General features: G+C 72.0%; 7 protein-coding genes. 6 read left to right on the top strand and 1 reads right to left on the bottom strand.

The genetic code is table 11. From position 1 onward, the window contains the following. The first annotated feature begins 28 nt into the window (after positions 1-28). Positions 29-2,557: a penicillin acylase family protein gene (locus G3I40_RS41380; protein WP_164559948.1), complete on the top strand. Its 2,529-nt coding sequence runs from the start codon at positions 29-31 to the stop codon at positions 2,555-2,557. A gap of 1 nt (position 2,558) precedes the next feature. Then, positions 2,559-3,026, top strand: coding sequence for a hypothetical protein (locus tag G3I40_RS41375; protein WP_164559947.1), 468 nt, complete (start codon positions 2,559-2,561; stop codon positions 3,024-3,026). A gap of 176 nt (positions 3,027-3,202) precedes the next feature. On the opposite strand, the gene G3I40_RS41370 is transcribed toward G3I40_RS41375, so the two are convergent. Beyond that, positions 3,203-3,760, bottom strand: a complete 558-nt coding sequence (locus G3I40_RS41370; protein WP_164559946.1) for a DUF3291 domain-containing protein — start codon at positions 3,758-3,760, stop codon at positions 3,203-3,205. Positions 3,761-4,247: 487 nt separating this feature from the next. On the opposite strand from G3I40_RS41370, the gene G3I40_RS41365 reads away from it, so the two are divergent. The 4 genes from G3I40_RS41365 to G3I40_RS41350 all read left to right on the top strand — a co-directional run. Continuing rightward, positions 4,248-5,804, top strand: a complete 1,557-nt coding sequence (locus G3I40_RS41365; RefSeq protein ID WP_164559945.1) for a fatty acid--CoA ligase family protein — start codon at positions 4,248-4,250, stop codon at positions 5,802-5,804. Between the two features lie 55 nt (positions 5,805-5,859). Then, positions 5,860-7,149: a 5-aminolevulinate synthase gene (hemA, locus tag G3I40_RS41360; protein ID WP_164559944.1), complete on the top strand. Its 1,290-nt coding sequence runs from the start codon at positions 5,860-5,862 to the stop codon at positions 7,147-7,149. Beyond that, a complete protein-coding gene (locus G3I40_RS41355) occupies positions 7,146-8,702 on the top strand; it encodes a long-chain fatty acid--CoA ligase (protein ID WP_164559943.1) in 1,557 nt (518 codons plus the stop codon). The genes hemA and G3I40_RS41355 overlap by 4 nt, the downstream gene beginning before the upstream one ends. Before the next feature lie 95 nt (positions 8,703-8,797). Beyond that, positions 8,798-23,506: type I polyketide synthase (locus G3I40_RS41350; RefSeq protein WP_164559942.1), on the top strand; the 14,709-nt coding region annotated here is incomplete at its 3' end.

Raw genomic sequence — 23,506 nt, 5'->3', positions numbered from 1 at the left:
ACCATCCCCCTGCGAAGACGAGGACACGATGGCAAGCAAGGTCAGTCGCGCGATCCACCTGGTCTGCTCGGCCACCGTGGCCCTCGCCGTGCTCCTGCTGCTCGGCGCCGGCTACGGCCCGGTGCCCGCACTCGGCAAGGCACTGGTGCCCGGCGGGGGAGTGTGGGCGTCCGCCTCGGCACAGACCACCGTCAGCTCCGAGACCCTGACGCTCCCCGACCTGGACAAGCCGGTGAAGGTGTCCTTCACCGCCGAGGGCTACGCGTCCGTCGAGGCCCGGACCGACCACGACCTCTTCCTCGCGCAGGGGTACGTCACCGCCCGGCTGCGCTTCACCCAACTCGACCTGCAGCGCAGGCTCGGCCAGGGCCGCCTGTCGGAGCTGGTCGGGGCGGCCGGAGTGGAGAGCGACAAGTTCGAACTGAACCTCGGACTGCTGCGCACCGCCCGCGCCCGGTGGGACGCCACCCCGCGGGACAGCGCCGCGGGCCAGGCCCTGACCGCGTACGCCGCAGGAGTCAACTCCTGGATGAGCAGGCTCGAGAAGACCGGCGAATGGCCGACGATCTACGGGCTGACCGGAGTGCGCCCCAAGGCATGGACACCGACGGACACCCTGGTCGTCCAGGGCGTGCTCACCCAGCAGATGAACTTCAACACCATCCCGATCGACTACGAACTGCTGCAGCGCTCCCTCGGGCCGAAGCTGACCATGGACTGGTTCCCGGTACAGGCACCGACCTCGACCTCGCAGCGCCCCTACGACCCGGGCCCTTACAAGAACCTGCCGCTGTCGCCACTGACCGTAGGGAACGCCAACGCGGCCGACCCGGCGGACACGTCGGCCCCGCAAGCCCGTCCGACGCCGTCCGGGACGTCGGCCCACGAGGACGTGGCGCTGCCCGACACCGTGCGTCAGCTCGACTTCAACAGCAACGCCTGGGCGGCCAACGGCCCCGAGGTGGCCGGCGGCGGCGCCATGCTCGCCGGCGACCCGCACCTGGCGACCACCCTTCCCTCGTACTGGTTCCAGATAGCGCTGCACTCACCCCACTACCGGACCACCGGCGGCTCGCTGCCCGGCGTACCGGGAGTGCTGGTGGGCCGCAACGAGCACATCTCCTGGTCCCTGACCAACGCCCAGACCGTGGGCACGCTCTTCTACCGGGAGAAGACCTCGCCCGAGCGCCCCGGCTCCTACTACTGGAAGGGCGCCTGGCGGCCGATGAAGCAGGCGCACTACACCATCCCGGTACGCGGCAGTTCCCCGGTCGACCTGACCACGGACCTCACCGTGCACGGGCCGATGATGAAGGTGCTCGGCCGGCGCGTCTCGGTCAACTGGATGGGCAACTACGCCCACAACGACCTCAACGCACTGCTCAAGGCCAACCGGGCCCATGACTTCAGCAGCTTCCGGACGGCGCTGAGCGGCTGGAAGGCCCCGGCCCTGAACTTCGTCTACGCCGACGACAAGGGCCACATCGGCACGCTCCTCGTCGGCGACGTCCCCCAGACCCCCAAGGGCTCCGAGCCCTGGCTGCCGCTGTCCGGCACCGGGGACGAGGACGTCGTGGGCACCGTCCCCTACAAGGCGCTGCCGCAGACCTACGATCCGCCCGGCCACCTGGTCGCCTCGACCAACCAGCGCCCGACGGACGCGGACTACCCGTACTACCTCGGCACGTCCATGAACTTCGACCCCGGGTACCGGCAGTCGGTGATCGAGAAATTCCACACCGAGCAGGGCGCGTTGCAGCCCGGGGACTACACCACGCTCCAGAACGACGTCACCGACGACCTGGCCGTGAAGCTCGTACCTGCGCTGGTCACCGCGCTCGACGGCGCGAAGCTGACCGCGCAGCAGCGCACCGCGCGCGACCTGCTCGCCAAGTGGAACCACTCGATGGACAGCAACTCGCCCGCCGCGTCGGTGTGGTGGACGTTCCTGGACTCCTACCTCCACGAGGTCTTCCAGCCGTGGTGGGACGAGAAGAAGGTTCCCGCGAGCAAGGACCGCTGGATCCTCGACCTCGACCGCTCACCCATCCCGCTGCGCGAGATGCTCCAGCACTGGACGCTCGACGACCCGGACAACGCGGCCTTCACCCCGCCGAACGCCGCCCACCGCGACGCCCCGAAAGCCATGCGGACCGCGTTCGGCAAGGCCGTGGCCGAGCTGACGGACAAGCTGGGTGCGGACCCCTCCACCTGGACATGGGGCAAGCTGCACACGCGGGAGATCCCCTCGATCACCGGCGCCTCCGGCCTCGGCTACGAGCCCTACGCGGCAGGCGGCGACCCCTGGACCGTCAACGCGGCAGGCGGCGAACTGAACTCGAGCTACGGGCCGAGCATCCGCCTCATCGTCAAGTGGACGGGTCCGGGCACGTCCCGGGCGGTCGCGATCTACCCCGGCGGACAGAGCGACACCCCGACCTCTCCCCTGTACGACAACCTGGTCCCGCTCTGGCGGGAGAAGAAGTACCTGCCGCTGCCCTCGCCGGACGGCGAGGCGAACACCACGGCGACCTGGTCCCTACGAGCAGGAGAGTGAAATGACCACCGAAACCGCCGTGCAGTCCGCTGACCGGAGTGCCCAGGAGCCGGCAGCCACCGGAGGCGGGGAGTCCGGGCGGCTCCCCCTGCCGGCACCGGCACTGGCGGCGCTGGTCGCCGTGGTCGTCGCGCTCGGAGCGTGGGCGGACCAGTGGTACCTGCCGCTCGTCGCGGGCCTCGCCGCGGGCGTCTACGGCGCCTGGCACCGCCGGGGCTTCCTGCGCGCCACCGGCCTGCTGGTGCTGCTCGGACCGGTGCCCTGGGGAGTCCTGCTCCTCGTGCGCGAGCTGGCGGGGGACACGATCGGCGGCACCGCCCGCACGACGGCGGGCCTGGCCGGCCTGCCCGCCTCCGCGGCCGTGACCATCGTCCTGACGCTGATCGTCGCCCTGCTGCAGGCCGCGGCCGGAAACTGGTTCGGACGCGCCCTGTTCCGGACCTTCGCCCGGGGCGCGAAGCGCTCCTGAGCACGACCCCTTTGTCTGTCAGCTTTCGCAACTTGCCTTGCGCATAAGGGAGTTGACCGCCAAGGCGGAAGTGCGGGAAACAGCCCGGCCGGTTCGCGTGTCCGGCGCGGTGAGGAACCGGTTCGCCGTCATCGCCGCACGGCGTGTGACGGCGAACCGGTCCTTCGGCTTCCTCGTCAGTGCACGTGGTCACCCTTCGGTCCGCTGCCCTTGATGCCGGTCGGCGTGCCCTCCGCGGCGAACGCGTGCTGGAAGGTGAAGGCGTGCGGCGCGGGGCCGTGGGCGTCGAGGTGTTCCAGCCGGGCGACCCCGTCCTGCCAGGTGGGTGTCACACCGTCAGAAACCCACCAGAACACGTGACCTGGGCGTCCCGTCCGCTCGAACCAGTCGTAGCGACGGTTCAGCGCGGTCCGGTGGATGCCGGCGTAGACGGCGTCGAAGGCGGGGCGCAGATCGGTCCAGAGCGAGAGGGTCGTGGCCAGCGCGGTGGTCCCCGCAGTGCGGCCCTTGCCGTACCAGGCCGGCACGGCGAACTCCCCCCAGGCGCCCCAGTCCGCGTCGAAGTGCGTGCCCCCGGCGCCGTCCGCCACTTCGGCACGCGCGAGATAGCCGGGATGCCTGCTGATCGTCCGGTAGATGGCCTCGCTGCTGTCGTGGAACTCGCGCGTGAGGGGAGCGGGATCGGCGAGCGGCGACTTCAGGACGCCGAAGGTGTAGAGCGCAAGATGGGGCACGCGTGTCTCCTGGTTGGGGGGTGCCTGGTGTGAGCCAGGTTCGGTGGCGTGCGCACGGGGGCGAGGATCCGTGGGGCATGGCCGGCTCATCCCGTCGCGGGTGGCTCAGCCCGGAGGAACTCCTGCGCTGCCGTGGGCGATTGCCGAAGACCAGGTGAAGGTAGCCCTCTCGGCGGGCCATGTCGAAGTTGCGTTTTCCGCGGCTAAATGGCCTCTTGTGCCGGCCGGGGCGCGCCCGGGGCGATGACGTACCCGTGGGCCCGTCTGCGGAGCGCCCGCGGCCCCCTTCGACCGTCGCCCCGCAAAGCACCCTGTTTCTTTTGCCGAAGGGTGCGTTTACCCCCTCCGAAAGAACTGCGCTCAAGAAGCGCATAACAACCGCTTGAGCCCCGTTGGAAGGAGCTTGCCCTGCGTCAACTGCACCGCAAGGATTGAGCCTCTCAGCCGAATACGATCGTTATAGTTGGCGAAATAAAAGGAAGGTCCCATGAGCCTGCCCGAGCAGTGGTGGAGCGCAAGTAAAAGCTATGTTTCGGAGATCCTCTCACTGCTCGCGGACGCACCGGAACGAGATGTCTTCCACTGGCGAGGCGAGACATTCTCCGGCGGAGACCTGATCCGGTCCGTGACCGAGGCGTTCCTTGCGCTGCGCGAGCGCGGAGTGGGCAGGGGAGACGTCGTAGCGATCCTGATCGCACCCAACAGCCCCGAGACGCTCACCGTGCGGTACGCGACACATCTGCTCGGCGGCGCCGTGTGCTACTTGCGGACCACCAACCCCGGCACCCGGGCCACGCTCCTCCCGCTGGACCACCAGATCCAGATCCTGCGCGAAACCGATGCCGTCACCCTCTACGCCGACGACGAAAGCGCGGAGCGCGCGGCGGAACTCGCCGACGCGAGCGGGATCCCGGTGACGCGACGTCACCCCGGCGGCGGCGAGGTCCCGCAGGCCGCGGAGTGGGACCCGGAGGCGCTGGCCGTCATCAGCTTCACGAGCGGCAGCACGGGACGGCCCAAGGGCATCCGGCTGTCGGGCCGTGCGTGGGAGGCCACCCTGGATGCCTGGGTGGAGCTCGGCCGCGAGTACGGCTGTGCGTCGCTCCTCGTGGTGACGCCCCTCAGCCACGGCGTCGCCCCGCTGACGGACGCGGTCCTCACCTCGGGCGCGGCGCTGTACGTCCACGAGGGCTTCGACGCCGAGAAGTTCGTGGACACCGCCATCGCGCAGGACGAGGTCTCGTGGACCTTCCTGGCCTCGAACCACGTGTTCCAGATCATCGACCACCTCTACGAGCGGGGAATTCGCGACAGGGACGCCGTGCACGCCGCCGGCCTGTCCTCGCTGAAGCGGATCGTCTACGGCGGCAGCCCCGCGGCGCCCGCCCGCATCGCGCAGGCCTTCCAGCTCTTCGGCCCGGTCCTGGCGCAGGGATACGCCACGACCGAGTCCGGCAAGGTCACGACGCTGACACCCGTGGAGCACGGTGACCCGGCGCTCTCGGTCACCGTCGGACGCCCTTTCCCCAAGGTGGAGGTCACCGTCTGCCACTCGGATTCGGGTGCGGAACTGCCGGTGGGGGAGACCGGCGAGGTGTGCGTCCGCTCGCCCCAGCTGATGGACGGCTACAACGGCGAACCGGAATTGACCGCACGCGCTCTGCGTGACGGCTGGTACTTCACCGGCGACATCGGATTTCTCGACGAGCGGGGCTATTTGACGCTCCTGGGCCGGGTGGCCGACGTCATCAAGGTCGGTGGCGTCAAGGTGCACCCCATCGTCCTCGAGGCGGAGATCCTCGCCCACCCGAGCGTCCGGCACGCCGCCGTCTACGGCGTGCAGGACGAGGACGGCAGTGACCACATCCACGCCGCGATCGAATGCGATCCGGCCGAGGTGGTCGACGTGGAGAAAATCCGCGAGGGAATAGCCGAGGCACTCTCCCCGATTCACGTGCCCGAACAGATACACATCCTGAGCGCTCTGCCGATGAACAGCAGCGGCAAGCCCGACAAGGTGACCCTGCGGGCGCGAAGTGTCTAGCGCAGGCCTGCTGGTTCGCGTATCCATCAAACCGCAAAGTCGAGAAGGCGAGTAAATGAACGTCCACCTGGCATCGTACGTGAATGGTAAAACCGCTGACGATCTCGCTGGAAGCAAGCGTGAGTTCCTGGAGATCGGCCGTCGTTCCGGCAATTACCCCCTGGCTTCCGCCCGGCGCGACGGGGTGGATTCGGAAGTAAGCGTCTGGTGCAGCAACGACTACCTGGGCATGGCCCAGAACCGCCAGGTCGTCGCGGCCGTGCAGGCCGCGATAGACGTCCACGGCGTGGGCTCCGGTGGCTCCCGGAACATCGGCGGGACCAACCACCACCACGTCACTCTCGAGAACGAGTTGGCGGACCTGCACGGCAAGGAGGCCGCCCTCCTGTTCACCTCGGGGTACACGGCCAACGAGGGCGCCCTGACCGTGCTGGCGGGAACGCCCAAGGACACCATCGTGTTCTCCGATGCCAAGAACCACGCCTCGATCATCGACGGCCTGCGGCACAGCGGCGCGAAGAAGCACGTCTTCCGGCACAACGACGTCGCCCACCTCGAAGAGCTGATCGCGGCCGCCCCCGCCGCCTCCCCGAAGCTCATCGTCGCGGAGTCGGTCTACTCGATGTCGGGCAACGTCGCGCCGCTCGCCGCGATCGCCGACATCGCGGACAAGTACGGTGCCACGACGTTCATCGACGAGGTCCACGCGGTCGGCATGTACGGCCCGCAGGGCGCAGGCATCGCCGCGCAGGAAGGCATAGCCGACCGGTTCACGGTCGTCATGGGCACCTTGGCCAAGGGGTACGGCACGGTCGGCGGCTACATCGCGGGACCGGCGGCCCTCGTGGACGCGGTGCGGACCTATTCGCGCTCCTTCGTCTTCACGACCTCGCTGCCGCCGGCGATCGCGGCCGGTTCGCTGGCCTCGGTCCGCTACCTGCGCTCCTCCGACGTCGAGCGCAAGGTCCTCTCGGAGAACGCGCGACTGTTGCACAGCCTGCTGATCGAGGCCGACATCCCGTTCATCTCGACGGACTCCCACATCGTCTCGGCCTTCGTCGGCGACGACGACCTGTGCAAGCGGGCCTCCCAGCTGCTGTTCGAGCGGCACGGGATCTACGTCCAGTCCATCAACGCCCCGAGCGTGCCCGCGGGCGAGGAGATCCTGCGCATCGCGCCGTCCGCCGTGCACGAGCAGAGCGACGTCGAGAAGTTCGCCCAGGCCCTCCACGGGATCTGGCAGGAACTGGACATCCCGACGGCGAGCTCCCGGGACTGGTCCACCTCCGGGCTCCGCGGTGGCGTCGCCCGCACCGCCGAGAAAGTCGGACTGCTGACCCGATGACGATGTCCGTTGCCGGTGTGCTGGCCGACATGGCGGCGCAGCGCCCCGACCACTCCGCCGTGATCTACGAGTCCGAGCACTTCACCTACGGGTGGCTGTGGGACCAGGCACGTCGCTACGCCTCCGTGCTGCAGGCCAACGGGGTCAGGCCGGGGGACCGCGTCGCCATGCTCCTGGTCGACACCCCGCAGTTCCCCGTCGTGTACTTCGGCGCGCTGGCGGCCGGCGCCGTCGTGATCCCGCTGAACGTCATGGCGACCGCTTCGGAGATCGGGCACGTACTGACCGATGCCGACGCCGGATACCTGGTGTGCGCCGCCTCCTTGCTCGCCCAGGCGAGCGAGGCGGCGGAGCCGCTCGGCACGGCGCTCCTCACCGTCGGCCCGGGTCCTGCGGGCGCGGTCGACGTGGAGGACGCGGCACGGCACGCGGCGCCGATCGACGCGTGCGAGGTGCGGGAACCCGACGACGTCGCTGTCGTGTTCTACACGTCCGGCACGACGGGTGAACCGAAGGGAGTGATGCTCACCCACCGCAACATTCTGTACAACGTCGAGCGGATGGTCACCACTCCGTATGCGTTCAGGGGCGACGACGTCCTGCTCGGATGTCTGCCGCTGTCGCACGGCTTCGGCCAGATCTGCGGCATGCTCACCGGATTCCGCGCCGGCATATCCATCGTCCTGATGCCGCGGTTCTCCGGGCGCCAGGCCCTCGCCCTGATGTCGGAACACGGCTGCACGGTGTTCATGGGCGTACCGACCATGTATTTCCGGCTGCTCGACGCGGTGGCCCAGGGAGAGCCGATTCCTCGGCTCGACCGGGTGTTCAGCGGGGGATCGGCGCTTCCCGTAAAGACCCTCGACGACGTCCGCAACACCTTCGGATGTCCCGTGTACGAGGGCTACGGAATGACCGAGACCTCCTGCAGCGTCGCCTATCACTATCCCGGTCTGACCTTTCGCCCCGGAACGGTCGGTGTGCCGATCACCGGCATCACGGTCGGAACGGCCCGGCCGCATGCCGACAGGATCGAGCTCCTGCCCGTCGGCGAGGTGGGCGAGATCGTGGTGCGCGGACCGAGCGTCATGGCCGGCTACCTCGGCCGCCCGGACCTCACCGCCGAGGTGCTGGTCGACGGCTGGTTCCTCACCGGCGATCTCGGCCGGCTGGACGCCGACGGCTACCTCTCGGTCGTGGGCCGCAAGAAGGACCTGATCCTGCGTGGCGGCTACAACGTCTATCCGCGCGAGGTCGAAGAGGTCTTCGCCGGGCATCCGGACGTGGCGCAGGTGGCCGTGATCGGCGTGCCGCACCCCGAACTCGGCGAGGAGGTCTGGGCGATCGTCGTGCCGGCAGCGCCGCAGGACGCGAGCGCCGCGTCGGGCGAGGAACTCGTCGCCTGGGGGAAACAGCGGCTCGCCGCGTACAAATACCCGCGCCGGGTCGAGTTCACCGACGCCTTCCCGATGGGGAACAGCGGAAAAGTCCTCAAGCGGACGCTCGTCTCGCAATACGAGCCGGCCGCCCTCTTTGAATCGTCCAGTCCCTAAGCGGCATGAATCGACGTAGCACCCCCAGCGCGGCTGCGGGTGCTACGTCTCCGCTCAAGCATCGTACGTAACAAAATAGGTAGGGCAGCCCGATCATGGTTGAATTCCAAGCGGACCCGTCGACACCGACCGAAGCGATCGCCATCGTCGGTATGTCCTGCCGACTGCCGCACGCACAGAACCCCGCCGAACTGTGGCAGTTGCTGCGCGAAGGCCGCAGCGCGATCGGCGCGCCCCCGGCGAGCCGTCCCGAACTGCCCGCGCGGCCGGGCGGATACCTGGAGGACGTCAGCGGCTTCGACGCGGGCTTCTTCGGCATCAGCCCGCGCGAGGCGTCGTCGATGGACCCGCAGCAGCGGCTCATGCTGGAACTCGCCTGGGAGGCACTGGAGGACGCCAGGATCCTGCCGTCCGACCTCACCGACAGCCGCACCGGTGTCTTCGTCGGCGTCATCGCCGACGACTACGCCGCCCTCACGCATCAGCAGGGTGCCGACGGCATCACCCGCCACACCCTGACCGGCCTCAACCGCGGCGTGGTCGCCAACCGGATCTCCTACACGCTGGGTCTGCACGGGCCGAGCACGGCCGTGGACACCGGCCAGTCCTCCTCGATGGCCGCCGTGCACCTGGCCGCCGAGAGCCTGCGCCGCGGTGAGTCCGCGATGGCGATCGCCGGCGGCGTCAACCTCAACCTGGTGCCGGACAGCACCCTCGGCGCGGAGCGGTTCGGCGCACTGTCGCCCGACGGTCTCAGCTTCACCTTCGACGCGCGGGCGAACGGCTACGTACGCGGCGAAGGCGGCGCGTTCGTGGTGCTCAAGCCGCTGCACGCCGCCCTCGCGGACGGCGACCCGGTCTACTGCGTGCTGCACGGCAGCGCGATGAACAACGACGGCGCGTCCGAGGCCCTCACGGTGCCGAGCCCGGCCGGGCAGCGGGACGTCCTGCGGCAGGCGTACGCGCGTGCGCACGTCTCCGCCGAGCAGGTGCAGTACGTCGAACTGCACGGCACGGGCACCAAGGTGGGCGACCCGATCGAGGCGTCAGCGCTGGGCGCGGTGCTCGGTGACGGGCGCGCCGACGGGGCCGAACTGCGGGTCGGATCGGTGAAGACCAACGTCGGACACCTCGAAGGCGCCGCCGGCATCGTCGGCCTGCTGAAGGCGGCGCTGTGCATCCGGCACCGCGAGCTCGTGCCGAGCCTGAACTTCGAAGTGCCCCACCCGGACATCCCGTTCGACGAGTGGAAGCTCGCCGTGCAGCGCAGCGTCGAGCCGTGGCCGCGCCCCGAGGAGCCGCTCTACGCGGGCGTCAGCTCGTTCGGCATGGGCGGCACGAACTGCCACGTCGTGCTGTCGGACTGGCGCACAGAGCCGGCGGCGCAACAGGACCTGCCCGGCGCCGGATCCGGCACGGGCGCCGTTCCGTGGGTGGTGTCGGGCAAGTCGGCCGAGGCCGTGGCCGGCCAGGCGGACCGGCTGGCATCGTTCCTGGCGGAGCGCCCGGAGCTGGACGCCCTGGCGGTGGGCCGCTCGCTGGCCGTCTCGCGTGCCCGCTTCGACCACCGTGCGGTGGTGGTGGGAGAGACCTCCGAGGAACTCCTTTCCGGTGTACGGGCGTTGGCCGCGGGAGAGCCCGCGGCCGGTGTGGTGTCGGGGCGTACGGTGCCGGACGCTGCCGTGGCGTTCCTGTTCTCGGGGCAGGGCAGCCAACGCGTCGGTATGGGGCGTGAGTTGTATGCGGTGGAGCCGGTGTTCGCGGCTGCGTTCGATGAGGTTGTCGCGGCGCTTGACGTGCACTTGGAGCGTTCGCTCGCCGAGGTGATCGTGGGCGAGCCGGAGTTGCTGGAGCGTACGGCGTTCACGCAGCCGGCGCTGTTCGCCGTCGAGGTGGCCCTGTTCCGTCTCCTTGTCCACTACGGGGTGACTCCGGACTATCTGGTGGGTCACTCGGTGGGTGAGCTGGCGGCGGCGCACGTGGCGGAGGTGCTCTCGCTCGAAGACGCGGCGCGGCTGGTGTGTGCGCGGGCGCGTCTGATGGACGGCGTCGCCGCAGTAGGGGCCATGGCCGCCCTGAACGCGGACGAGGGACGGGTCTCCGAGTGGCTGCAGGGCCGTTCGGGTGTCGGCGTCGCCGGGTTCAACAGCCCGGACAGCACGGTGATCTCCGGTGACGAGTCGGCGGTGCTCGACGTTCTGGAGCTCGCGCGCGCGGAGGGTGTGAAGGCGACCCGGCTGAAGGTGAGCCATGCCTTCCACTCCGCGCACCTGGACGGAGTTCTGGAGGAACTCACTTCTGTCGCAAGGGAGTTGACGTATGCGGCTCCGCGGATTCCTGTGGTGTCGAATGTCACCGGTGAACTGATCGAGGAGTTCACCGCCGAGTACTGGGCCGTTCAGGCGCGTTCCGCGGTCCGGTTCGCCGACGGTGTCGCGACGCTCGCCGGTCTCGGCGTGACGGCATTCGTGGAACTGGGCCCCGACGCAACGCTCGCGGGTCTGGCAGGCGAGTGCCTGGCGGGCGTCGAGGACGCGGTGGTGGTTCCCGCGCTGCGCCGCGGCCGCCCGGAACGGAGTTCCCTGCTGAGCGCCCTGTCCGCCGTGCACGTCCATGGCGTAGAGGTGCGGTGGCAGCGGCTCCTGCCGGGCTCGGGCCTGGTGGACCTGCCCACGTACGCCTTCCAGCGCCAGCCCTTCTGGCTGGACGGACCGGCGATCGAACCGGCCCCGGCCCCGACCGGAACCGCACGGCGCACCGGTCCTGAGCGCCCCGCACCGCGCGGCGACGAACTCGCGCTGGTGCGGGCGCACGTGGCGGCCGTCCTCGGCCACGGATCCGGGCGCGACGTGGACGCCGACGCCACCTTCAAGGACCTGGGCTTCGACTCCCTCTCCGCCGTCGAACTCCGCAACGCGCTGAACAAGGCCACCGGCCTCTCGCTGCCCTCCGGCCTCCTCTTCGACCACCCGACCCCGGCCGCACTCGCCGCACACCTCGACGCCCAGCTCCACGGCCTGGACCAGGGCCAGGACGACGAGGCGTACGAGGCCATGGCACTCGACGAGCCGATCGCGATCGTGGGCATGGCCTGCCGGCTGCCGGGCGGGGTCGCCTCCCCCGAGGACCTGTGGCGCCTGGTCAGCGGCGAGGTCGACGCCGTCGGCGGATTCCCGACCAACCGCGGCTGGGACCTCGACGCGCTCCTCACCTCCGACCCGGACAGCCCCGGCACGACCTACGCCACCCAAGGCGGCTTCCTGCACGACGCCGACCGCTTCGACGCCGAGTTCTTCGGTATCAGCCCCCGCGAGGCGGCGGCGATGGAACCCCAGCAGCGGCTGCTGCTGGAGACGGCGTGGGAGGCCTTCGAGCAGGCGGGTATCGACCCCGCCGCGCTGCGCGGCACCCGTACCGGTGTGTACGTGGGCGCGACGGCCCAGGAGTACGGGCCGCGGCTGCACGAGCCGTCCGGCGGACACGACGGCTACCTGCTGACGGGCAACACCGCCAGCGTGGCCTCGGGCCGGCTGGCCTACACCTTCGGGCTGGAGGGCCCGGCGGTGACGGTCGACTCCGCCTGCTCGTCCTCGCTCGTCGCACTCCACCTCGCCGCGCAGTCGCTGCGCCAGGGCGAGTCCTCCGTGGCCCTCGCCGGCGGTGTGTCCGTCATGGCCACGCCCGGCATGTTCGTGGAGTTCTCCCGGCAGCGCGGACTGTCGCCGGACGGGCGGTGCAAGGCGTTCTCCTCGTCCGCGGACGGCACGGGCTGGGCCGAGGGCGTGGGGCTGCTGGTCCTTGAGCGGCTGTCGGACGCGGAGCGCAACGGGCACCAGGTGCTCGCGGTGATCCGCGGCTCCGCCGTGAACCAGGACGGTGCGAGCAACGGCCTGACGGCCCCGAACGGGCCCTCGCAGGAGCGGGTCATCCGCGCGGCGCTGGCCAACGCCCGGCTGTCGGCGTCCGAGGTCGACGCGGTGGAGGCGCACGGCACGGGCACCAGGCTCGGCGACCCGATCGAGGCGCACGCGCTGCTGACCACCTACGGCCAGGACCGCGAAGAGCCGCTGCGGCTCGGCTCGTTGAAGTCGAACATCGGTCACACGCAGGCCGCGGCGGGCGTCGCGGGCGTGATCAAGATGGTCATGGCGATGCGCCACGGGGTGCTCCCGGCGACGCTGCACGTGGACGAGCCGACCTCGCACGTCGACTGGTCGGCCGGCGCGGTGGAGCTGCTGACGCGGGCCCAGGAGTGGCCGCGGCTCGACCGGCCGTGCCGGGCGGGCATCTCGTCCTTCGGCATCAGCGGCACCAACGCCCACCTCATCGTCGAACAGGCCGCGCAGGGCGAAGCCCCGGCGGCGGAGCCTTCGGTGCCGGGTCCGGTGCCGTGGGTGGTGTCCGCCAAGTCGGGGGCCGCGCTGGTGGAGCAGGCGGACCGGCTGGCGTCGTTCCTGGCGGAGCGCCCGGAGCTGGACGTCGCGACGGTGGGCCGCTCGCTGGCCGTCTCGCGCGCCCGCTTCGACCACCGCGCGGTCGTCGTCGGGGAGACCCGCGAGGAACTCCTGCACGCGCTGCGGGCGTTGACCCCGGCCGGCGCTGTCGCGACGGGCGCGCTCGCGTTCCTGTTCTCGGGGCAGGGCAGCCAACGCGTCGGTATGGGGCGTGAGTTGTATGCGGTGGAGCCGGTGTTCGCGGCTGCGTTCGATGAGGTCGTCGCGGCGCTTGACGTGTACTTGGAGCGTTCGCTCGCCGAGGTGATCGTGGGCGAGCCGGAGTTGCTGGAGCGTACGGCGTTCACGCAGCCGGCGCTGTTCGCCGTCGAGGTGGCCCTGTTCCGTCTCCTTGTCCACTACGGGGTGACTCCGGATTATCTGGTGGGTCACTCGGTGGGTGAGCTGGCGGCGGCGCACGTGGCGGAGGTGCTCTCGCTCGAAGACGCGGCGCGGCTGGTGTGTGCGCGGGCGCGTCTGATGGACGGCGTCGCCGCGGGCGGCGCGATGGTCGCCCTCAACGCGGGGGAAGCCCGCGTGGCGGGGTGGCTCGACGGGCGTACCGGTGTGGACGTCGCCGGGTTCAACAGCCCGGACAGCACGGTGATCTCCGGTGACGAGTCGGCGGTGCTCGACGTTCTGGAGCTCGCGCGCGCGGAGGGCGTGAAGGCGACCCGGCTGAAGGTGAGCCATGCCTTCCACTCCGCGCACCTGGACGGAGTCCTGGAGGAACTCACTGCTGTCGCAAGGGAGTTGACGTATGCGGCGCCGCGGATTCCTGTGGTGTCGAATGTCACCGGTGAACTGATCGAGGAGTTCACCGCCGAGTACTGGGCCGTTCAGGCGCGTTCCGCGGTCCGGTTCGCCGACGGCATCACCACGCTCGCCGGTCTCGGCGTGACGGCGTTCGTGGAACTGGGCCCCGACGCGACGCTCGCCGGCCTGACGGGCCAGTGCCTGGCCGACACCGAGGCCGCCGTCGTGGTCCCCGTGCTGCGCAAGGACCGCGCCGAGAAGCATTCCCTGCTCGCCGCCCTGGGCGCCGTGCACGCCCAGGGCGTGGAAGTGGACTGGGCGGGGTTCCTGCCGGGGACCGCTGTGGTGGACCTGCCGACGTACGCGTTCCAGCGCGAGCGCTTCTGGCTGGACGCGCCGCGCTCCGCCGACGCGGCCGGCCTGGGCCTGACGGCCATGGACCACCCGCTGCTGGCCGCGGTGATCACGGAGCCCGACAGCGACGCGGTGCAGTTCTCGGCCTCGGTGTCGTTGTCCTCGCACCCGTGGCTGGCCGATCACGCCATCGGCGGCACGGTCCTCGTCCCGGGCACGGCGTTCCTGGAACTCGCGGGCACCGCGGCCGAGCAGCTCGGTTACGCCACCGTCGACGAACTCACCCTCCAAGCCCCCCTGACCCTCACGGAGAAGACGGGCGCCCAGCTGCGGCTGACCGTCGAGGGGGCCGACGCGCGCGGCGACCGCCGGTTCACCGTGTACGCGCGCACCGGCGAGGAGCAGTGGACCTCCCACGCGTCCGGCCTGCTCACGTCCTGCGTCCCCTCGCCCGGCGCCCGCCTGGACCAGTGGCCCCCGGCCGATGCCACGCCCCTTTCGCTGGAAGGCGTCTACGACCGCCTCGGCGAGCTGGGCTACGGCTACGGGCCGGCCTTCCACGGCCTGCGCGCCGCCTGGCGCGCAGGCGACGACCTGTTCGCCGAGGTCGCCCTGCCCGACCGACTGCACGGCGAGGCCGCGCGCTTCGGCGCGCACCCCGCCCTCCTCGACGCGGTCCTGCACCCGCTCGTGCTGGAGGCCGCCGACTCGGCACAGGACGACCACACGATCCGTCTGCCGTTCTCGTTCTCGGGCTTCGTGCTGCACGCGGTCGGCGCCACGGTGCTGCGCGTCCGCTGGACCCGTACCGGCCAGGACACGGCCCGGCTCGTGCTCGCCGACGGCGCGGGCGCCGCGGTGGCGGAGATCGAGTCGGTCGCCCTGCGGCCGATCGCCCGCGACCGACTCGCCGTCGCCGGCCCGGCCGTGGAGTCCCTGTACCGGGTGGCCTGGGAGGCCGTCCCCGCGGGCGACCCGGTCGCCGACCAGCGGTGGGTCCGGCTGGGCGAGGCGCCCTACCCGGACCTCGCCGCGCTCGGCGCCGCGGTCGACGCCGGAACGGCCGCACCGGAGTTCGTGGTGATCGGCGAGCAGGAACTCGTCGTGGGCGCCGCCGCAGAGGTAGCCGCCACAGAGGTACTGGACCGGACGCACGCCACGGCGGCACACGGCCTGGAGACGGTGCGCGCCTGGCTGGCCGCCCCGCAGTTCGCGGAGAGCCGCCTCGTCCTCGCCGTGCCGGACGGCGCACTGCACACGGCCCCGCTCGTCGGCCTGATCCGTACCGCGCAGACCGAACAGCCCGGCCGACTGGTCCTCGCCCACGTGGACGAGGACGGTACGCCGCTGCTGCCCGCCGCGCTGGCCTCGGGCGAGCCCGAAGTGGCGGTGCGCGGCGGCGAGTTGTTCGTGCCGCGCCTGGCACGCGCCGCGGGCGTCGAGGCAGGAGCCGTGCAGGGCCTTGACCCGCACGGCACCGTCCTGGTCACCGGCGCACTGGGCACCCTGGGCCGCCTGGTGGCACGCCGGCTGGTCACCCACCACGGCGCACGGCACCTGCTGTTGGTGTCGCGTCGCGGAGCCGAGACGCCGGGCGCCGCCGAATTCGTGGCGGAACTGGCCGCGTCGGGCGCGCACGCCGAGGTCGCGGCATGCGACGTGGCTGACTTCGACGCGCTGGCGGGCCTGCTGGAGCGGGCCGCGGACGAGCGTCCGCTGACGGCCGTCGTGCACACGGCGGGCGTCCTGGACGATGCGACGGTCACGTCGCTGTCGGCCGACCACCTGGAGCGGGTGATGCGTCCGAAGGTGGACGCCGCCTGGAACCTCCACCGCCTCACCGAGTCCCTCGACCTCGCCTCGTTCGTCATGTTCTCGTCCATAGCGGGCCTCATGGGCAACGCGGGACAGGCCAACTACGCGGCCGCGAACACCTTCCTCGACGCCCTCGCGCAGCACCGCCGCGACCGGAACCTGCCCGCCACCTCCCTCGCGTGGAGCCTGTGGGACAGCGCCGACGGCATGGCAGGATCCCTCGCCGACGCCGACGTCGCGCGGTGGAAGCGCAGCGGCATCGTCCCGCTGACCCCGCACCTGGGCCTCGACCTGTTCGACGCGTCGCTCGCCTCGGCGCAACCGCTGCTCGTCCCCGCCGAACTCGACCTGGGCGCCCTGCGCGCCCGCGCGCAGGAGGACGCGCTGCCCGCGCTGTTCACCGGCCTGGTCCGCGCCGGCAGAAGGCAGGCGGCAGGCGCCGCCCGCGGCGCCGGGTCGTCCTGGGTCCAGCGGCTGCTCGCGCTGCCCGCGCCGGAGCGGGCGCGGGCCGTGCTCCAGACCGTACGGGAGACCGTGGGGCTGGTCCTCGGGCACGGCGCCCACGCCGACATCGAGCCGGCCAAGGCCTTCAAGGACACCGGCTTCGACTCCCTCACGGGTGTCGAACTGCGCAACCGGCTGGGCTCGGTGACCGGACTGCGCCTGCCCACCACCCTCGTCTTCGACCACCCCTCGCCGCAGGCGGTGGTGGACTTCCTGCTGGAGCGGCTCGACGCGACCGCAACGCCCACCGTCCCGTCGGTGGTCGCCCACGCCCCGGGACGGGACGAACCGATCGCCGTGGTCGGCATGGGCTGCCGCTACCCGGGCGGGGTCTCCTCACCGGAGGACCTGTGGCAGCTCGTGGCACAGGGCAGGGACGCGATCGACGAATTCCCCTCCGACCGCGGCTGGAACGTGGAAGGCCTCTTCGACCCGGACCCCGACAAGACCGGCAAGTCGTACACGCGCAAGGGCGGATTCCTCTACGACGCGGCGGAGTTCGACGCCGAGTTCTTCGGCCTGAGCCCGCGCGAGGCGCTCGCCACCGACCCGCAGCAGCGGGTGCTGCTCGAGGTCGCGTGGGAGGCGATGGAGCGGGCGGGCATCGACCCCGCCTCGCTGCGCGGCTCCTCGACCGGCGTCTACGCGGGCGTGATGTACAACGACTACGGGTCGCGGCTGGGCAGCGCCCCGGAAGGCTTCGAGGGGCATCTGCTGACCGGCACGATCGCCAGTGTCCTGTCGGGCCGGGTGGCGTACACGTTCGGTCTGGAGGGGCCGGCGGTGACGCTGGACACGGCGTGCTCCTCGTCACTGGTGGCGGTGCACCTGGCCGCTCAGGCGCTGCGCCAGGGCGAGTGCTCGATGGCCCTCGCCGGCGGTGTCACCGTGATGTCCACGCCGACGACCTTCGTCGAGTTCTCGCGGCAGCGCGGCCTGTCGCCGGACGGGACCTGCAAGTCCTTCGCGGCGTCCGCCGACGGCACGGGCTGGGGCGAGGGCGCGGGCATGCTGGTCCTGGAGCGTCTGTCGGACGCCCAGCGGCTCGGGCACACCGTCCTCGGCGTGATCCGGGGCTCCGCGGTCAACCAGGACGGTGCGAGCAACGGCCTCACCGCCCCCAACGGGCCCTCGCAGGAACGCGTCATCCGCCAGGCCCTCGCCAACGCCCGCCTCGCCCCGCACGAGGTCGACGCGGTCGAGGCGCACGGCACCGGTACCCGGCTCGGCGACCCGATCGAGGCCAACGCGCTCCTCGCCACCTACGGCCAGGACCGCGAAGAGCCGCTGCGGCTGGGGTCGATCAAGTCGAACATCGGCCACACGCAGGCCGCTGCGGGCGTCGCGGGCATCATCAAGATGCTGATGGCGATGCGCAACGGAGAGCTCCCGGCGACGCTGCACGTGGACGAGCCGACGCCGCACGTCGACTGGTCGGCGGGTGCGGTGGAGCTGGTCACCGAGCATCGGGCGTGGCCGCAGGTGGCACGCCCGCGCCGCGCGGCCGTCTCCTCCTTCGGCATCAGCGGTACGAACGCCCATGTCGTCCTGGAACAGGGCCCGCAGCCGGCCGCGGCCGGCGCACCGGCGCCGGGCCTCCCGCTGGTGGTCTCGGCGAAGAGCGAGGCGGCCCTGGCGGCGCGGGCCGGCCAGGTACGCGCACTGCTGGCCGCGCAGACCACCGACCCGGCGCAGGTGGCCTCGGCCCTCGCGACGCGGGTCCCGCACCTCCCCTTCCGGGCAACCGTTTCCGGCGCGAGCCGCGACGAACTCCTGGCCGGTCTCGACGCGTTGGCCCGCGGCGGATCCGCGCCGAACCTGGTGCAGGGCGCGGTCTCCGGCGCGGGCAAGACCGTGTTCGTGTTCCCCGGACAGGGCTCGCAGTGGCAGGGCATGGCCCTGGAACTCTTCGACTCCTCCCCGGTGTTCGCCGCCCGGCTGGTGGAGTGCGAGCAGGCACTGGCACCCTTCACGGACTGGTCGCTGCTGGACGTCCTGCGCGGCGTCGAGGGCGCGCCCGGCTTCGACCGGGTGGACGTGGTGCAGCCGGCCCTGTGGGCGGTGATGGTGTCCCTGGCCGCGCTGTGGCGCTCGGTGGGCATCGAGCCGGACGCGGTGATGGGCCACTCGCAGGGCGAGATCGCGGCGGCCGCGGTGGCGGGCGCACTGTCGCTCGACGACGCCGCGAAGGTCGTGGCGCTGCGCAGCCGCGCGATCGTGAAGCTGGCGGGGACGGGCGGCATGGTCTCGGTGGCCCTGCCGGCCGACGAGGTCCGCGCACTCCTCACGCGGTTCGACGGCGCCGTCGACATCGCCGCCCACAACGGTCCGCGATCCGTGGTCGTCGCCGGAGAGGTGCGCGCCCTTGAGGAACTGGTCGCCCACTGCAAGGCCAACAACATCCGCGCCAAGCGCATCCCCGTCGACTACGCCTCCCACTCCGCGCACGTCGAGAGCCTGCGGGACGAACTCGTCGACGCCCTGTCCTCGCTCACCCCGCGCGCCGTCGAGGTGCCCTTCCTGTCCACCGTCACCGGACAGCCGCTGGACGGCACGGAGCTCGACGGCACGTACTGGTTCCGCAACCTGCGCCGCACCGTCCAACTGGAGGAAGCCACCCGGACCCTGCTGGACCAGGGCCACCGCGTCTTCATCGAGGCCAGCGCCCACCCGGTGCTGACCATCGCACTCCAGGAGACGATCGACGCCACGTCGTACGACAACGCCGTCACCGTGCCCTCGCTCCACCGCGACGAGGGCGGCCTCGACGACTTCCTCGCCTCCGCGGCGCAGGCCCACGTGCAGGGCGCCCCGCTCGACTGGGCCGCCGTGACCGGCGGACTCGGCGCGGCCGTCGACCTGCCGACCTACCCCTTCCAGCGCCGGCGCCACTGGCTGGAGGGACCGGCGCACGCCGGGGACGCGAGCGGACTCGGCATGGCCGCCGAGCGGCACCCCCTCATCGGCGCCGCACTGTGGACGGCCGACGAGGACAAGCTGGTCCTCAGCAGCAGGATCGCCCTGGACACACAGCCCTGGCTCGCGGACCACGCCGTGGCCGGCACCGTGCTGCTCCCCGGAACCGCCTTCGTGGACCTCGCCCTTCGCGCGGGCGACCACACGGGCCACGACCAGCTCGACGAACTGACCCTCCAGGCACCGCTGGTGCTGGCCGCCCGCGAGGGAGTACAGCTCCAGGTCGTGGTCGACGCCCCCGACGAGGGGGGCCGGCGCACCCTGTCCGTGCACTCCCGACCCGAGCCGGGGTCCGAGTCCGACGCCGCCGCGCTCGACCCGTGGACGCTGCACGCCACCGGCGTACTGGGCCACGGGCAAGGACGTCCGGGCGTCGTGTCCGACACCGTCTGGCCCCCGGCCGGCGCCGAGCCGGTCGACCTGACGGAGGCCTACGACACCCTCGCCGAGCGGGGCTTCGAATACGGGCCCGTCTTCCAGGGCCTGCGGGCGCTGTGGCGGGCCGGGCAGGAGATGTTCGCCGAGGTCGCGCTCCCGAAGGACGTCCCGCCGGGCGACTTCGGGATCCACCCGGCCCTCCTCGACGCGGCCCTGCACCCGCTGGCGCTCGTGGAGGACGGCCGCCTGGTGCTGCCGTTCGCCTGGACCGGCGTGCGGCTGCACGCGGTCGACGCCAGCGTGCTGCGCGTACGGATCACCCCGCAGGGCAGGGGCGCCGCCCTGTCCCTCGCCGACCCGAGCGGCGCGCCGATCGCGTCGGTGCGCACGCTCGACCTGCGGGCCGTGGACCCCGCGCAGCTGACCGGCCAGGGCACCCCCCGCCGGCCGCTGCTCCACGTGGAGTGGACGAGCGCCCCCCGGACCGACCCGGCCGCCGGATGGGCCGTCCTCGACGAGGCCGGCCACGGTCTGCCCGCGCCGCTGGGCAGCTACCCGGACCTCGACTCCGTCGTCGGGACCCCGCCGCTCGTCGTGGCCCCCTTCCCCGGCGAGGACGGCCCCGGCGCCGTGGCGCACCGGGCCCTGCGGCTGGCCCGGCAGTGGCTCGCCGAGGAGCGGTTCACCGCCTCGCGACTCGTCTTCGTGACCCGTGACGCGACGACCGCCCGCACACCCGCCGGACTCGGCGCGGCTCCCGTGTGGGGGCTCGTGCGCAGCGCCATGACCGAGAACCCCGACCGGTTCGGCCTGCTGGACCTGACGGACTGGGACCTGTCCGAGGCCGAGCTCGGCCGTGCACTGGCCGTCCCCGACGCACAGGTGAGCCTGCGCGAAGGCGCACTGCTCGTCCCGCGGCTGGTCGCGTCGCCCACGACCGGCGACCCCGTGCCCGCGCTCAACTCCGAGGGCACCGTGCTCATCACGGGCGCCACCGGAACCCTGGGCCGGCTGTTCGCCCGCCACCTCGTCGCCGAACACGGCGCACGGCACCTGCTGCTGGCGAGCCGCCGCGGCCGGGACGCGGCGGGCATGCTGGAGCTGGAGGCCGAACTCACGGCCCACGGCGCCGACGTGTCCGTGGTCGCCTGCGACACGGCCGACCGCGAGGCGCTCGCCGCGCTGCTGGACGCGATCCCCGCGCGGCACCCGCTCACCGCGGTCCTGCACACCGCCGGCGTCCTCGACGACGGCACGCTGCACGCCCTGACGGCCGAGCAGCTCGACACCGTACTGCGCCCCAAGGTCGATGCCGCCCGGCACCTGCACGAGCTGACGGCCGGTCTGGAACTGGACGCGTTCGTCCTGTTCTCCTCGCTGGCCGGCACGGTCGGCACCCCGGGGCAGGCCAACTACGCCGCCGCCAACACCTACCTGGACGCGCTCGCGCACCACCGGCAGGCCCTGGGCCTGCCCGGTACGTCGCTGGCCTGGGGTCTGTGGGCCGAGGGCAGCGGGATGACCGGCCACCTGACCGACGCCGACCTCGCGCGCCTGTCCCGCGGCGGCATCGCCCCGATCGGCAGCGAGCAGGGCCTCGCGCTGTTCGACGCGGCCCTCGCGACCCGTCGGCCGGCGCTCGTCCCGGCGCTGCTCGACCACACCGGACTGCGCGCCCAGAGCGCCGACGGCACGCTGCCCGCCCTCTTCCACGGCCTGGTGCGTCCGGCGCGGCGCGCCGCCGCCGGCGAACAGAGCGGCGGGAACTCCCTCAAGGACCGCCTGGCTCCGCTGGCCCTGAAGGACCAGGAGCGCACGCTGCTGGAACTGGTCCGCGGCGTGGTCGCCTCCGTCCTGGGGCACACCGACCCCGAGCAGGTCGCCCCCGACCGGGCCTTCAACGAGCTGGGCTTCGACTCGCTCAAGGCAGTGGAACTGCGCAACCGGCTGAGCGCCGCCGCGGGCACGAAGCTGCCCGCGACGCTGGTGTTCGAGTACCCGACCGCCATCGAACTGGCCGGATACCTGCGCACCGAACTGCTCGGCGCGGCCGCCGCGCAGCTCGCGGCCGCCCCGGTCGCCGGCGCCGTCGACGAACCGATCGCGATCGTCGCGATGGCCTGCCGCTACCCGGGCGAGGTCAGCTCCCCGGAAGAGCTGTGGGCGCTGCTGTCCGAAGGGCGGGACGCCATCGGGCCGTTCCCGGACGACCGCGGCTGGGACCTGGACGGCCTGTACGACACGGACCCCGACCACGCGGGCACCTCGTACACCCGGCACGGCGGATTCCTCTACGACGCTCCCCAGTTCGACCCCGAACTCTTCGGGGTGAGCGCCCGGGAAGCCACCGCCATCGACCCGCAGCAGCGCCTGCTGCTGGAGATCTCCTGGGAGGCCTTCGAACGCGCCGGCATCGACCCGACCTCGCTCAAGGGCAGCAGGACCGGTGTGTTCGCCGGGGTCATGGCCAACGACTACGCGGCGCGCCTGAAAGACACCCCCGAGGCGCTGGAGGGCTACCTGTCGGTCGGCAGCACGGTCAGCGTCGCCTCCGGCCGTGTCGCCTACACCCTGGGCCTGCAGGGGCCGGCGATCACCGTCGACACCGCCTGCTCCTCCTCGCTCGTCTCGATCCACCTCGCCGCGCAGGCACTGCGCAACGGCGAGTGCGGCCTGGCCCTGGCCGGTGGGGTGACAGTGCTGGCCGCGCCCACCCTGTTCGTCGAGTTCAGCCGGCAGCGCGGCCTGGCCCCGGACGGCCGCTGCAAGTCCTTCTCCGCGCAGGCGGACGGGGCGGCCTGGGCCGAAGGCGCCGGAGTCGTCCTGCTGGAGCGGCTCTCCGACGCGCGGCGCAACGGCCGCCGGGTCCTCGGTGTGATCCGCGCGAGCGCCGTCAACCAGGACGGTGCGAGCAACGGCCTCACCGCCCCCAACGGCCCCTCCCAGGAGCGGGTGATCCGCCAGGCCCTGACCAGCGCGGGCCTGAGCGCCGCGGACGTCGACGCGCTGGAGGCCCACGGCACCGGCACCACGCTGGGCGACCCCATCGAGGCGCGGGCCGTGCTCGCCGCCTACGGGCAGGAGCGCCCCTCGCCCCTCCTGATGGGCTCCCTGAAGTCCAACATCGGGCACTCCCAGGCCGCCGCCGGTGTGGCCGGCGTCATCAAGATGGTCATGGCGATGCAGCACGGGGTGCTCCCCAAGAGCCTCCACATCGACGAGCCCAGCCCGCACGTGGACTGGTCCGCCGGCGAGGTGGAACTGCTCACCGAGGCGGTGCCGTGGCCCGAGGCCGAACGGCCGCGCCGGGCAGGCGTGTCCTCCTTCGGCATCAGCGGCACCAACGCCCACGTCATCGTGGAGCAGCCGCCGGCCGAGGAGAGCGCCGATCCGGCCGCGCCGATGCCCGTCGTGCCGCTGCTGCTGTCCGGACACAACGACGCGGCGCTGCTGGCGCAGGCCGAACAGGTCGGCGCGGCCCTCACGGACGCCGGGCCGCACGACCTGGCGGCGGCGGGCCGGACCCTG

It is taken from the genome of Streptomyces sp. SID14478, from assembly GCF_010548525.1.
In the GTDB taxonomy this organism is placed as follows: Bacteria; Actinomycetota; Actinomycetes; order Streptomycetales; family Streptomycetaceae; genus Streptomyces.
The sequence above is the reverse complement of the archived record's forward strand: the minus strand, read 5'-3'. Positions and strand labels throughout refer to the sequence as shown.

Coding starts and splice junctions, on each gene's coding strand:
- G3I40_RS41380 (WP_164559948.1), top strand. CDS start 29: ATGGCAAGCAAGGTCAGTCGCGCGATCCACCTGGTCTGCTCGGCCACC.
- G3I40_RS41375 (WP_164559947.1), top strand. CDS start 2,559: ATGACCACCGAAACCGCCGTGCAGTCCGCTGACCGGAGTGCCCAGGAG.
- G3I40_RS41365 (WP_164559945.1), top strand. CDS start 4,248: ATGAGCCTGCCCGAGCAGTGGTGGAGCGCAAGTAAAAGCTATGTTTCG.
- hemA (WP_164559944.1), top strand. CDS start 5,860: ATGAACGTCCACCTGGCATCGTACGTGAATGGTAAAACCGCTGACGAT.
- G3I40_RS41355 (WP_164559943.1), top strand. CDS start 7,146: ATGACGATGTCCGTTGCCGGTGTGCTGGCCGACATGGCGGCGCAGCGC.